The organism is Halomonas sp. PA16-9 (assembly GCF_009728585.1).
Classification (GTDB): domain Bacteria; phylum Pseudomonadota; class Gammaproteobacteria; order Pseudomonadales; family Halomonadaceae; genus Vreelandella; species Vreelandella titanicae.
Genome location: NZ_CP040451.1, coordinates 898,647 through 912,491, shown reverse-complemented (window position 1 = coordinate 912,491; position 13,845 = coordinate 898,647). Strand labels below are relative to the sequence as shown.

12 protein-coding genes and 1 pseudogene are annotated in these 13,845 nt (G+C 54.7%); 11 read left to right on the top strand and 2 right to left on the bottom strand.

The features are described 5' to 3' along the window. The first annotated feature begins 62 nt into the window (after positions 1–62). The 6 genes from FDY98_RS04250 (at position 63) to FDY98_RS04225 (ending at position 5,090) form a co-directional block, all read left to right on the top strand. Entirely contained in the window at positions 63–878 is an 816-nt protein-coding gene (locus tag FDY98_RS04250) for a MipA/OmpV family protein (protein WP_027957264.1), read from the top strand. Beyond that, positions 878–1,564 carry a response regulator transcription factor gene (locus tag FDY98_RS04245; protein ID WP_027957265.1) on the top strand — a complete coding sequence of 229 codons (687 nt, stop codon included), beginning with the start codon at positions 878–880 and terminating at the stop codon, positions 1,562–1,564. Before FDY98_RS04250 ends, FDY98_RS04245 begins: the two co-directional genes overlap by 1 nt. Continuing rightward, the gene (locus tag FDY98_RS04240; RefSeq protein ID WP_027957266.1) at positions 1,533–2,897 is read left to right on the top strand and encodes a sensor histidine kinase; all 1,365 of its coding nucleotides are present in this window, start codon (positions 1,533–1,535) and stop codon (positions 2,895–2,897) included. The genes FDY98_RS04245 and FDY98_RS04240 overlap by 32 nt, the downstream gene beginning before the upstream one ends. A 153-nt stretch (positions 2,898–3,050) precedes the next feature. Beyond that, a complete protein-coding gene (locus tag FDY98_RS04235) occupies positions 3,051–3,371 on the top strand; it encodes a Rid family hydrolase (RefSeq protein ID WP_340146843.1) in 321 nt (106 codons plus the stop codon). Between the two features lie 130 nt (positions 3,372–3,501). After that, a complete protein-coding gene (locus FDY98_RS04230) occupies positions 3,502–4,653 on the top strand; it encodes an alpha/beta hydrolase (protein WP_051430601.1) in 1,152 nt (383 codons plus the stop codon). A gap of 107 nt (positions 4,654–4,760) precedes the next feature. Beyond that, positions 4,761–5,090, top strand: coding sequence for a hypothetical protein (locus FDY98_RS04225; protein WP_155705689.1), 330 nt, complete (start codon positions 4,761–4,763; stop codon positions 5,088–5,090). Positions 5,091–5,185: 95 nt separating this feature from the next. Here the strand turns inward: FDY98_RS04225 and FDY98_RS04220 are convergent, their stop codons facing one another. Next, positions 5,186–6,136 carry an AraC family transcriptional regulator gene (locus FDY98_RS04220; RefSeq protein ID WP_035538961.1) on the bottom strand — a complete coding sequence of 317 codons (951 nt, stop codon included), beginning with the start codon at positions 6,134–6,136 and terminating at the stop codon, positions 5,186–5,188. 442 nt (positions 6,137–6,578) lie between these two features. Between FDY98_RS04220 and FDY98_RS04215 the strand changes: the two genes are divergently transcribed. The 4 genes and pseudogenes from FDY98_RS04215 (at position 6,579) to FDY98_RS26780 (ending at position 11,464) form a co-directional block, all read left to right on the top strand. Beyond that, positions 6,579–7,115 (top strand): class I SAM-dependent methyltransferase, encoded by a 537-nt coding sequence (locus FDY98_RS04215; protein ID WP_231500598.1) that lies wholly within the window; start codon positions 6,579–6,581, stop codon positions 7,113–7,115. Positions 7,116–7,206: 91 nt separating this feature from the next. Then, positions 7,207–8,304, top strand: coding sequence for an efflux RND transporter periplasmic adaptor subunit (locus tag FDY98_RS04210; protein ID WP_231500599.1), 1,098 nt, complete (start codon positions 7,207–7,209; stop codon positions 8,302–8,304). 3 nt (positions 8,305–8,307) lie between these two features. Next, positions 8,308–11,144 (top strand): annotated as a pseudogene (locus FDY98_RS04205) (efflux RND transporter permease subunit). Further along, positions 11,111–11,464: an efflux RND transporter permease subunit gene (locus tag FDY98_RS26780; RefSeq protein ID WP_340146695.1), complete on the top strand. Its 354-nt coding sequence runs from the start codon at positions 11,111–11,113 to the stop codon at positions 11,462–11,464. The pseudogene FDY98_RS04205 and the gene FDY98_RS26780 overlap by 34 nt, the downstream one beginning before the upstream one ends. 513 nt (positions 11,465–11,977) lie before the next feature. Here the strand turns inward: FDY98_RS26780 and FDY98_RS25905 are convergent. After that, a complete protein-coding gene (locus FDY98_RS25905; RefSeq protein WP_162836259.1) occupies positions 11,978–12,148 on the bottom strand; it encodes a hypothetical protein in 171 nt (56 codons plus the stop codon). A gap of 457 nt (positions 12,149–12,605) precedes the next feature. Here FDY98_RS25905 and FDY98_RS04200 point away from each other — a divergent pair, with 457 nt between their 5' ends. Beyond that, complete coding sequence (locus tag FDY98_RS04200) at positions 12,606–13,787, top strand: AAA family ATPase (protein ID WP_027957272.1); 1,182 nt, start codon at positions 12,606–12,608, stop codon at positions 13,785–13,787. The last annotated feature ends 58 nt before the right edge of the window (positions 13,788–13,845 follow it).

Below are 13,845 nucleotides of genomic sequence, written 5' to 3'. Positions count from 1 at the left end.
GCGCACCTGATGATGGCACTTTCAAATCATGCTCACTTTCACACCATGATAGGAGTGCCACCATGGGGTCTCATCAGTCGCTCTCTCAGACCGTTCAGCTCACCACCAGAGGGTTGGCGACCGCCGCGCTCATAAGCGGTTTTGTTATTGTTTCTCCGTTGGCATTTGCCGACGACGCAAGCGCAAATAAAACCACTTGGGGATTAGGGATAGGCGCAATAAGCAAGCAGGAACCCTATGCCGGTATCGATCGGGATAACAGCGCACTGCCCTTACTCCAGGTCGAGAACCGGTACTTTCGTGTCTTCGGTCCGGGAATCGAATTTAAACTGCCGAGTATTAATATCAGCGACTCGCAACAACTCAATTTCGGTATCGTCGGCCAGTACGATGGTAGCGGCTACGAAGAAAACGACGCCCCCATTCTCAACGGCATGGGTGAGCGCGAGGGCGGCTTTTGGGCGGGGGCCAAAATGGAGTGGAACAGCAACCTCGTTGATGTCGACGCCGAATGGCTCACCGACGTCTCCGGCAACAGCGACGGGCAGCGCTTCAATCTTGGCCTGGAGAGAACGTGGCAAATCGGCGAACATGTACTGCTAACCCCACGCGTAGGGGCATCCTGGCAGGACGACAAGAACGTCGATTACTATTTCGGTGTTCGCGATAGCGAGATTCGCTTCGATCGCCCTGCCTATTCAGGGGAATCGGCTATCAATATCAAGGCGGGGGTGCGCGGCGTGTATCAGTTTGATCAACATCACTCTGTGCTGATGGGTGTTGAGGTCACGAGCCTGGCGGACGAAATCAAAGATAGTCCGCTGGTGGATCGTTCGACCCAAAATGCCGTGTTCGTTGGCTATCTTTACACTTTCTGATGAGCCGCATACTGCTGATCGAAGATCACGACCGGCTAGCCCATTTGATGTGCAAAGGGCTGGTGAACGCCGGTATCGGCGTTGATGTGGTCGGACGCATTGATGCGGCATGGGCTGCCGTCCAGCAGTTGCCCTATCAGGCACTGGTGCTTGATCGCGGCTTGCCGGATGGGGATGGGCTGCTATTGCTGAAGAAGCTTCGCAACGCGGGCCTTAGCGTTCCCTGCCTGGTGTTGACGGCGCGCGATGCGCTACATGACCGGCTAGAAGGCCTAGAAGCCGGTGCCGATGACTACCTGCCCAAGCCATTTGCCATGGACGAAATGGTGGCACGGGTTAGGGCCTTGCTGCGCCGCCCTGTGGAGTTCCACCCTATCGATCCCAGTCATGGCGACCTGAGACTGCATACTGAAAGCGGCGTTCTGTTCAGCGGGAACGAGAGCATTACCCTTGCCCCGGCGGAGCTACACATTATGCAGTTGCTGTTATACAAGCACGATGAGGTAGTTCGCCGCAGCGCGCTAGAAGCGGCGGCCTGGGGCCTAAGCGAGGCTGTAACACCGAACGCTTTGGATGTCGCCCTGTACCGTTTACGCCGCAAGCTGCTTGCCATCGGATCGCGCCATCGGATCGTCAACATCAGAGGAATGGGGTATGCGCTTCGTCAAGCGGATGACGCTAAATAGCCTGAGGCTGAAAGTGCTGTTGGCCTATGTGGCAGGGATGGTGCTGAGTATCATGCTGCTGGTGATCGCGGCGACAGTGTTGCTTCAGAGCGATTTACTAGCTCGCATGGATCTAGCCGACGCCGCCGAGGGGCTAGCCGATAACATCGTTTTCGATAGTAGTGGAGTACCTATAGGTTTCGACTCAGGCATGGATGACCGCGCCTGGTTATACGAAGGGCCACAGAGCGAGACAGCGTACCGAATTCTAGATAACACTGGGAACGTGGCGGCCTTTTCGAGTAGCAGCGAAGAATTCTGGCCAGCCAACGGCGCCACCCATCAATTAGCCCGCGGTAACTTTACCTTCGAGCACAATGGCAAGACCTTTTATGGCGCTACGCAGCCCCTGGAGCACAATGGGAGAACGTGGTATTTGCAGTTCGTGGCCAGCGCAAGGTTCGTGGACATTCTTCATAAAGTTGCCTTCCCACAGGTGGTCGCTGGCGTGCTGCTGTTCGGCTTCGTCTTGTTTATCGCCTTTGGTCTATGTGCCTTCGTCACCTTGCGCTACACCCTTAAACCGCTGCGCGATGTATCAGATTCCGCAGCGGCTATTTCACCGCGCTCCATTGACGCCCGACTAAATACGGAAGCGGTTCCCGTGGAGATTGCGCCACTGGTGGATAGCTTCAATCACGCCCTGGAGCGCCTTGAGCGGGGTTATCGCCTTCAGCAGGAGTTTCTCGGCCACGCGGCCCACGAATTGAAAACGCCACTGGCGCTGATCCGCGGGCAGGTTGAGTTGCTTGAGGAAGGGCGAAATGACCGCGAAGCGCTATTGAGCGATGTCGAGTATATGACCCGCCAGGTGCAACAGCTGTTGCTTCTGGCAGAAGCAAGCGAGGCGCATAACTACCAGTTTAGCGTTGTTCGAATGCACGACATCGCCCACGAAGCTTCTACCTACTTGCAGCGCATGGCGGAGTCCGCGGATGTGCATTTAACGGTGCTTGCCGCGGATCAAGGGGTGACATGGAAGGCTGATCACGGGGCATGCTTCACCCTGCTCAAGAACTTGCTGGAGAACGCCATCCAGCATGCCCCCGAGCAGACCGTCGTCAGCATGGAGATCCAGAGCAATATGATAACCGTGCGTGACCGGGGGCCTGGCGTCGAGCCTGAACAGCTGTCTCTGCTGTTCTCTCGTTTCTGGCGTGGTGCACATCGGCGCGACCATGGTGCTGGTTTGGGGCTGGCCATCTGCCAGGAAATCGCCATGGCACACGGCTGGGTGCTTTCGGCTCACAACGCCCATCCCGGGTTGATCATGAAGCTATGCAAAGAAGCCTAGGGTTAATCCCTGCAAACAGCGCCCTACATCACTTATCAACGAGGTGGTCATGCAAATTTTAAGACGCAAGCCCCTAAATCCGCCCAACCTGCCCGATACCTTGATCGAAGGTCACAGCCAAGCCGTATTAGTTCAGGGGGCTCCCGGGTGCTGATGTCCAGCCAGGTAGGGGTCGATACCGAAGGCCATTTAGCGGGCCCCGAACTTCCCGAGCAGACCGAAGCAGCGCTGAACAATATCGAACGATTGCTATCAAGCCTCGGCGGCGATCTCTTGCGTGTGGTGATGTTGAGAATCTACTTAGCCGAATCCGCTCGCTACGACCAGCAAGTGGTAATGGAGGCGCTGAAGCATCGTTTCCCCATCGCCCCGCCGGCTGCTACTTGGTTGATTGTGTACGGCCTTGCCGAACCGGAATGGTTAATCGCTATCGAGGCCGAGGCAGTGCTGCCGGGGTTTGCCTTAAACAGCTAAATAACCGTAACAGTCAAAATAATCACGCTGCTCGTTAAACACTACACAGCCCGCCTGCACGATCATTCTAAATAAGGGGGAGCACATTTGTGGCTCTCTGTTAGAGGCAAGCATCTACAGAGAGGGTTTCATGATTAGCCGCCTGAACGTTCTACTTTTCACACTTTTCTTGCTGGCTTCCTGCACCATGCCACCGGATTCGCCGGGTTTTCAACCCTCAGAAAACCTGCCTCGCTATGATCAGGAGAGTTTCGATCAATATGTGCGCGAAACACGTGCATGGATTGCTGATAATCGCGCTTTCATCAGTGAGAACCGCGACCTTGAAATACAGCTCAATACGCCGTTTGAAATCCGCCCTGATAAACCGGCGAAACGCGGTATTCTGTTAGTGCATGGACTGGGCACAAGCCCGTGGTATTTCATCGATATCGCCAACGCTATGGCGAATGACGGCTGGCTGGTTCGCTCCATCCTCCTGCCCGGCCACGGTACACGTCCAGCCGATCTGATGCTGCCTGATAATGATGATTGGGAAAACATCATTGCCCATCACGCCAAACTGCTTGCAGCCGAGGTCGATGAACTTTGGCTTGGCGGTTTCTCAACCGGAGGTAATCTAGTCACCTCTCATGCGTTCACAGACGACAATGTCGATGGCCTGCTGCTTTTTTCCCCTGGATTTTACCCCGATACCCACTATCTATTTCTCGCCCCGGCCATTTCCTATTTTTGGGACTGGCTCGATATCGATGATGAAGACAATATTGTCACTTACCAATCACTTCCTGTACGCGGGGCCTCGCTCTATTATCGCTCGGTCAGTGCCGTGCAAAAAAACCTCGCAGCCGAGCGCTTCGATAAACCCGTGCTGATGACCATGAGCCAGCACGACAGCGTCCTTGACCCCGACGCGACGCTCACTGCCTTTCAAAACCGCTTTCCCAATCTACAATCGCGTTTCGTCTGGTACGGCGATCCACCACAGCACCGTGACGATCCCCGCGTCACCGCCCTGACCAGCCACCTTCCCGACCGGCGAATCAGCAACTTTTCCCACATGAATGTGCTGTTTGCACCCGAGAATACCTATTACGGTCAAGCGGGTAGCTACCTCATGCTGGAAAACGGCCAGGACGGCCTCGCGCCGCCCGACGACCCGGATGCCCTGTGGTTCGGCGCATGGGGTCAGAGCGACGCGGAAAAATACCACGCTCGCCTGACTTGGAATCCCTATTTTGACGACCTCCTCGATGGTATTCGCGAGGTAACAGGAGACTAATCGACGTCCCTCCCCGACTGAGCTTTTCGGGACTCATGGAGAATAGGTGCAATAAGATGGTTATATCTATATTTTCACTATCCAAGTGTTTTCTTGTAACGCTATGCATGGAAGAGAAAACGTTATTCTCAAATGCTTGGCTATCAGAAACTCCTGGAACTTTAAGTCATTCACAGTGCTTTGCTTTACGCATTACAATAACTTTAACTGCCTTTTTAGCGTTACCCATGATACTTCTTGATGCAGGATCAATTGAAAACACCATTGCCGTCTTCAGCGTTGAAGCTAGCACTGCAGCCTTAATCTTTTCCAAAATAAAATCAAAAAGCACTACAGCTTGGCTACTGAATGATATTGAGGATGAGATACTAGAGTTCACCAATACAATAGGGATGGCAGGTGCAGGAACACTAGTCATTATATATTTTTTGGCCTGATCTATTGCTCAATTATCGTTTTGAAGGCCAGATAGTTAACTGAACGTTTATAACGACTTAGGCGCAGAATCTGAGAGCCACTTCCAAAAAATCTGCTAAGCAGTTCTTCCACTCACTAAACCGTGCTCAGAATTGAAGAGCGTGCCACGATACTGCCGTGGCGAAGCTCCCATGACACGTTTGAAAGCGGTGCTGAACGCGCTTTCGGACTCGTAGCCGAGGGAGAATGATATAACGGAAACAGGATCACTGGAATTCTCTAACCTATCCACCGCAAGAAGCATACGCCATCGCGTCACGTATTCCATGGGTGACGAACCAATTGTCTCTTTGAATTTTTGGGCAAAGGCCGAACGGGACATGCAGGCGCGCTCGGCCAGTGACTGTAGTGTCCAGCGATATGCAGGCTCAGCATGGATTGCATTAATAGCTGGCCCCAACTGCTTGTCTGCTACACCAAAAAGCCATCCCGCCTCCTTCGCTTGCGTCGCTTCTGTCACATGCAACCTGAGTGCCTGAACCAGCATCATATGCGCGAGGTGCTGGGCAACGAGGGCGCTACCGGCCTGCGGTTCGCGTAGTTCCTGCATCATCCTTTCCACCGACCAGCGCAGCGCAGCCTGTTCCGACTCGTTGTGAATGTGCACGATGGGCGGCAGCATGCCCATCAGTATATCGGCATGCCCACCGCTGACGCCAAAACGACTTCCGACAAGAAAGCAACCGCCCCCATCGTTAATGGTGACGACAGTTCCCGGATGCGGGGGCGGAAAATACGTGCTGGAAGGAACAGTCGGCAGCGCCATATCGCTCGCAAGACGGAAAGGACGTCCACTCGGCAAGACAAAGCAATCTCCCTTCTTCAAGTGAGCCGCCTCAGGAACCCCCTCGACCGCCAGCCAGCATTCGCCCGACACCACTGCGTAGCATTTAATCAGTTTATTCTGATCCGGATACTGGATTGACCATTCGCCACCGGCATCTACTCCGGCGGATACGTAGCTGCGTGGCTTCAGCAGCGAGAGTACGTCTGAAAGTGGATCCATGCATTCTCCTGGACGATGGCGAAGATAGACTGGACTTTAGCGCATAGATCAGACAGCCCCAAGCACCTATGGTTGCAGTCATGATGTTCCGGATACCGCTGAGCACGAACCATATCCACCTCTACCGCGCTTTAGTTGTCTTGGTGCACCTTGCTACAAAATAACCAATCTTTGACACACCGTGGGCACAACCATGGCCTACTTTTTTATTCCCAGCAGACAGCTTTGATAGCCCAGCTCGGTAAGCAGAGATAATCACATATAGAGATTAGCGAAGTATTAATAGTAGGCAGGGTCTTGGTAACAATCGATAGCCTTCGCAGATGCTGCCGTCTTCGATCCTTTGGAAGAGTTTAGAAAAGCTATGGAACTTAGAAACCTGTCCGACACACTCTTATTCTTCAAGGCTTGGCTCTTTAACCCACTGAGTATTGGTGCGCTCATGCCTTCCGGTCGAGCGCTGGCCAACCTTATTACCTCGGAAATATCTACGGATACGGGTCTGATCATCGAGCTTGGGCCGGGGACGGGGGTCTTTACACACGCACTCATTGAGCGTGGTATCGACCAGAAAAACATAGCATTAATCGAGAATGACGCGGCATTCGTTACCCGGCTACAGCATCGCTTCGGGCATGCGCACACGTTTTGTATTGATGCTTCAAGGCTACACGAAGTTAAGTTTTTCGACGGGGCGCATGCTGGTGCTGTCGTCAGTGGGTTGCCCATGCTGTCAATGTCTCCACGTAAGATGATCGCCATTCTGGACGGCGCTTTTGCCAAAATGCGGCCCGAAGGATCTTTTTATCAGTTCACTTATGGCCCGAGCTGCCCTATACCCCGAGCGCTGCTCGACCGCCTTGGGCTTAAGGCAACGCGTATTGGTCGCATACTCGTAAATGTCCCTCCCGCCACCGTCTACCGCATCGTCCGACGTAAGCCTCGTCCTGCCGCTAGCGGTGAGCGCATCGGCGTGTGATGACGGAGTGTCATCTGCACTACTCCATTCACAGTAATCGAAACCCACTGATGGCTTTTCTCCTAGCAGAGGATGGCCGGAGAGGATGACTATGACCATCAAATTCTGGCTTTCTGGATTCGCCTGTTTTCTTCTGACCGCCTGTGGCACCCCTGCTGACGATAATATAAGTGACAATGAGCGTGCTGCCGTACCTGTCTCAGCGGTACCAGCGGAACTGGCGACGTTAGGCGAGCAGTTGTCACTTACGGGTACCCTAACCGCTGAGCGCCAGACACGCCTCTCCCCTCGCGCGGACGGGCTCGTGGCACACGTGCATGTTGAAGCGGGTGATCATGTTAAGACCGGACAGTTACTGCTCGAACTCGACCCGGCCCTTGCACAACAGGCGCTCATGCGTGCTCGCGCTCAGGAGGAAGAGGCAAACGCCTCGGTGCGAGAGGCTGAACGCTTGGTAAATGAGGCACAGCGGCTTGCTGAACGTCAGGCCATCCCCGCAACAGAGGTCGCATCGCGTGTTGCCGCGCTAAATCTAGCACGGGCATCGGCAGCCTCCGCTCAAGCAGCCACACGAGAGCAGGAAGAACTGGTTGAACGGCACAGTTTGCCAGCCCCCTTCCCAGGCGTCGTCGCCGAAAAACTCACCGAAGTTGGCGAATGGGTGCAACGGGGAACGCCGGTGTTATCGTTAGTCACGATTGATCGTATACGTCTGGATGTGCAAGTGCCCCAAGAGCGATTTGGGCAGCTAGATGAGCAGGCACAAGCGCAAGTATATGCCGATACGCTGGATGACACCCCATTGCCCGCGCAGATCATTGCACGGGTTCCCGTCACCGACCCCGAGGCGAGAACCTTTCTACTTCGCCTACTGGTAAACGATCCACAGGGTCGATTACTTCCTGGCACCTCCGCCCGGGCAGAAATTTCTTTACCCCCGCAAGCAACCGATACATTGGCCATTAGTCGCGATGCGTTGCTGCGCCAACCGGATGGTAGCCACAGCGTCTACATCGTCGATAACACAAACAATGAACGCATCGCCCGCCGGCGCCAGGTGCAAATTCTGTATGAACAGGGCGGTCAGGTCGCCGTCGCGGGTGACACCCTGCGCCAGGGCGATCAGGTCGTCACCCGAGGCAACGAGGCCCTGACCGACGGTCAGCCCGTGGAAGTGGTGGAGCGCTAACACATGGATTTCGGACGCGTTATTCACCACAGCACCCTGATTGCCGTCGCAGTTCTGATCCTTTGCTTACTGGGGATCACTGCTGCACTGCGGGTACCGGTTCAGATGATCCCCGACCTGGAAGTACGCACCATCAGCGTGGAGACAAGCTGGCCTGGGGCGTCTCCCCGTGACGTGGAGCAAGAGATTCTTATCGAGCAGGAACAATACCTCCGCACCTTGCCCAATCTCCAACGAATGGTTTCCACCGCCAGCATCGGCCAAGCCAGTATTGAGCTGGAGTTTCCCTTCGGCGTCGACATTAATGAAGCGCTGATACGCACCAACAACGCGCTTAGCCAAGTATCCAGCTACCCTGAAAATGTCGATGCCCCCGCCCTGACGACAGTCTCTTCCTCGGACGAACCCTTCATGTATTTCCGCATCGGGCCACGTGCGGAAAGTGGAGAAAACCTCGATCTGGAGATGATGCGTAACTTTCTGGAGGATGAGGTGCGCCCCGCCTGGAGCGCGTCAATGGTGTTTCGCTCGTGGAAATATGGGGCGCGGAAGCACGGCAGGTGCGCGTAGAAATCGATCCGTACCGTTTGGCCGAACGCGGGCTCGACATGACCGATGTGCGCAATGCACTGCAGACCCGTAACGTCGACAGTTCAGCGGGCGACCTGGACAGTGGAAAGCGCAGTGTGATGGCACGCACGATCGGCCGCTTCCGTGAGCCCAGCGATATGGGTGAGTTGATTATTGCCGAGCGCCAGGGCGCCTTGATGCGGCTCTCCGAACTGGCCAATATCCGGCTCAGTCACCATGAAATGCGTACCCAGGCATTCTATAACGGCCTGCCTTCACTGATCCTGGCGGTGCGCCGCGAAACGGGATCGAATGTCGTCCAGACCAAGTATGCTGTACTGCCGGAAGTCGAGACGATCAGCGACGAGCTTCTGGCGCCGTTGGGTCTTGAAATGACGCTGATCAACGAAGATGCGCGCTACGTTGAAGACTCGGTCGCCAACGTCTGGAATAACCTTTTACTCGGGACACTGCTGGCAACACTGATAATGTTTGCCTTCCTGCGTTCGGCGCGCAGCACCTTTGTCGGGGTGATCGCAATCCCGGTCTGTACGATCGCCGCCTTTATCGGCCTGCTACTCGCAGGCCGAACGCTGAACGTTATCTCATTGGCCGGCGTGGCGTTTGCCATTGGCATGACACTGGATAACACCATCGTTGTCCTCGAAAGCATCGATCAAGCACGACGACGCGGCCTGAAACCCTTCGATGCCGCAGTGGCGGGTGTGCGCCGGGTCTGGACGGCGGTCATGGCGAGCACGCTTACGTCAGTCCTGGTATTTGCCCCCACGCTGTTCATTCAGGAGGAAGCCGGACAGCTCTATTCGGATATCGCGATTGCGATTTCCTCTTCTATTCTTGCGTCGATGGCCGTTGCGGTGACCGTGCTACCGGCGATGGCGGCACGACTGCTACCGGCAATCCAGCCAGGAGTTACCGTCGAGGACGGCGCCTTTGACCGCATCGGCCGCTGGATCACCCGCGCCTATCGCCATCCGATACGGCGCGTGATGATTCTACTCGGCACGCTTGGCTTGTCGGCATGGGTCGTGGTGTGGCTAACCCCTCCGGCGGAGTACTTGCCGGAAGGCGAAGAGGCGCGCATCTTCTCTAACATGATCGCACCGCCGGGCTACAACCTGACGGAGATGGAATCCATCGCGCAGGAGCTAATCCCGGAGCTGCAGCAGCGTCTTGATGACGAACCGGCACGCTTCCACCGTGGCGAAACGAATATGCCCGCACTGCGCTTCTTCGCCATGTTCGTCGATGCCCAGGGCATTCGTGTCATTACCGATCCGAAAGATCCAACCGATCTGGAAGCATTAATGGGCGCCCTCGAGGCACGCTTTACGGCCTGGCCGGGCATGCGCGCATTCGCCTCACGGGGCTCCATCATCTCCACCAACGATGGCGGTACGCGCAGTATCAACATGGACATTTCCGGCTCTGATCTTGCCGAGATCTATCAGGTTGCGAGCCTTGCCTATGCCCGCGCAGGAGCACTGTTCGACGACGCGCAGATTGGTTCCGAACCCAGCTCACTCAGCCTGGATCAGTTATTGCTGGAGATCCAGCCTCGGTGGGAGCGTCTGGTGGAAGTCGGGCTCGACGCTGAGCGCTTTGGCTATTCCGTGGCGGCGCTAAGCGATGGTGCGTTTGCCGACCAAATGATCCTGGATGACCGTCGGGTCGACATCTACCTATTCAGCAGCGCGGGTAGCGATCAGCGGGCAGAGCGCCTGGGTGACCTGCCCATTGCCACACCTTCTGGCGACGTGCTGCCACTTTCTGCATTGGCCGATTTGAACGAGTCCGTCGATACGGACAGCATTCGACGGCTGGACGGGCGCCGCACGGTGACGCTGAATATCGTGCCGCCGCGCTCGGTGGCGCTGGAAACGGGCGTCGAACGCGTGCAAAACGAGCTGATCGGGGCCATGCGCAGTGACGGTGAGATCCCGCACGGCGTCTCGATAGATATCACCGGTGCCAGCGACCAGTTGCAAGCCACCCGCGAAGCAGTCTCGGGTAATTTCATGATCGCGGTGCTGTTGTGCTATCTGATGCTCGTGGCGATTTTCCGCCACTGGGGGCGGCCGTTATTCGTCATGGCCACGATTCCTTTGGGGCTCGCGGGCGGGATTCTTGGCCTGGCGATACTCAACGGCCTCGGCGCTCCGTTTGGCATCCACCAGCCTTTCGATATGATCACGCTACTCTCGGCTTTCTGGTATTGCTCGGCTCCGTCGTCAACAACCCGATCCTGATCGTTCAGGAAGCCTACAAGCGGCTGGAAGAAGGCGCGGAATCCATCGTCGCGGCAGTTGATGATGCGGTCAATATCCGTCTGCGCGCGATCCTGATGTCCAGCCTGACCACCATCTTCGGTCTCGCCCCTCTGGTACTGATCCCTGGGGCGGGCACCGAACTCTACCGTGGCCTGGGCGCCATCGTGATGTTTGGCATCGCGTTCTCCACGCTCATCACGCTGACTTTCCTGCCCAGTTTGATGGTAGCCGCCATGAGCGGGCAACAGCGTATTGCCGGGTGGGTATCATTGCGTAGGGCTCAACGCTCAACACCATGAAAGGCGCGGGGCTGGACAAAGCAACACTTCACCTAATGGGGTAAATGTTGTGCTTGGCTATTGAGACTGCAGCCCTAGGAGGTAGCGTAAAATCTCAACCTTACTGAATCAAATGGAAGCCTGAAAATAAACGGGCGGGCCTAAAATGACTAGGCCCGCCCGGCATTATTGCCTACATCAAAATTAATAATTCGCTTTAAGGTTTATAACCAGCGTGTCAGATAATAACAAACTTCTTTCGCTTGCTGCGAAGACATTGACTCGATATAAGCAATCTCTCTATCTTTATCGGAACCTCTCTCAACGGATGTTTCACCTGATAAAAGTACTAATACAATCATTTAGGCTGCATGTAAAATCTTCATAATTTACTCCTTACCCTTAAATAACTAGCCATCACTCGACCAACCCTGTGACATGTGATTAATTTAAAATCTACATGCCACCGAGCAGTTTTAATGACTTTACGTTACTTCAAAACACACTACCTACAACTGACCTACTTAGCTCTGTTCAAGGGTTGTCAGCAAGCACCTGGGAGGCTGGAATATTCTGAGTACCGCTATCTGTAGACGTCGAATCAGAATAAACAATCCTGTTATCTTCATCCGAGCCTTTTTCCGCAAGCGCTACGCCTGAAGAAAGCATTAATGCAATGATTAAGGCCGCATTTAAAAGTTTCATGATTTACTCCTTACGTTAACTATCTATTCAACCTACCGAGCTGAAAAAGAACTTCATGGATCGCTTCCTCTCTCATTTCCCACCTGTGATTTAATCATCTTCTTTAGAGAAGGAGGCTTGGTTTTCTAGTCTCTTTATCAGCACATGAATGATAGATTCAAAATGAACGGATCAGAATGCCAAATACTCTTTGTTTCTTGCCTGATCCGGTCTTTCTATATATTTCCGAGGATATTTTAATATTGAGAAGAAGTGATGCCCGCCTGACACTCTCGCCAGACAGCTCGTACAGAATAAAGGCAACTGCCGACCAAAACCCTCGCCGTAATCGCGGACATGAGCATCCTGCCCCTCAATCGACACTTAAAATCTCCAGCTATCGATGTCTTCTAGTGAGGGGGCACTTGGGGCTAAACTGGTATTTTCACGATGCCAAGAGCAGCCAGTCCCCAACGCTATGATCAGCACCTTTGCCGTATCCAACTACCGCAGCCTGAAAAACGTTGTCTCTCCCTTGTCGAGTCTCAATGTAGTGACTGGGCCCAACGGGTGCGGCAAATCCAATTTATACAAGGCGCTGCGGTTACTGGCGGAGACCACCAAAGGCAATCTTATCTCCTCGATTGCTCAAGAAGGTGGGCTTGATTACACCTTCTGGGCAGGTCCAGAAAAACTCACCAGAGGCATGAGAGACGGCTCCAATCCCATCGAGGGCACTGCCAAGAGAAACAGTTCTCGGCTTAGGCTGGGTTTTGTGGGTGAAGATTTCGGCTACGCCATTTCATTGGGGATGCCCGCACCTCAGGGCTTTGCGGGCTACCAAGACCCGTCCATGTTCCAGTTCGACCCCGAAATAAAACGTGAATGCATTTGGGCAGGCAATGTTTGCCGACCCAGCAGCTGTTTGATCGACCGAGTTGGGTCTGTGGTCAAAGTGCGTGCAGGTCGTAAATGGCAGGTTTACGATGCCCACCTTAATAGCTACGAAAGCATTCTGAACGAAATCAGTGATCCGGTCGCCGTGCCTGAAGTCCATGCTGTTCGGCAAGCCATTCGTCATTGGCGCTTCTACGATCAGTTCCGAACCGACCCACACTCCCTCATCCGCACACCGCAAATCGGTACCCGCACCCCGGTGCTGGATCACGATGGCCACAGCCTAGTGGCCGCATTGCGCACCATACACGAGATTGGCGACCGAAAGGCCTTGTATGAGGCAATTGAAGACGCCTTCCCCGGCGCAACGATTGATTTTGGGGCCGATGCGGGTAACCGCTTTGTACTACAGTTTCGACAGAAAGGCCTGTTGCGCCCCTTAAATCAGTCGGAACTATCAGACGGCACACTTCGCTACCTATTGCTGGTGGCGGCACTGCTCACACCCAGGCCGCCTTCCTTGCTAGTGCTAAATGAGCCGGAAACCAGCCTACACCCGGATTTGCTGCCCGCCCTGGGGCGCCTGATTATCCGTGCATCGCGGGAAACCCAGGTGTGGGTGGTCTCCCACGCGCCGCGCCTAGTGGCGACACTGGAGCAAGATCAGGCCTGTAACTCTATCGCGCTGGATAAAGAGTTTGGCGAGACGGTTATCTTGGGTCAGGGATGGCTGGACGAGCCGCCCTGGCAGTGGGCGGATTAAACAGAACGCTAACGAACCGAGGGCACTAGCGTTTCGTCTTTTCCGTTTAGATTGCCGA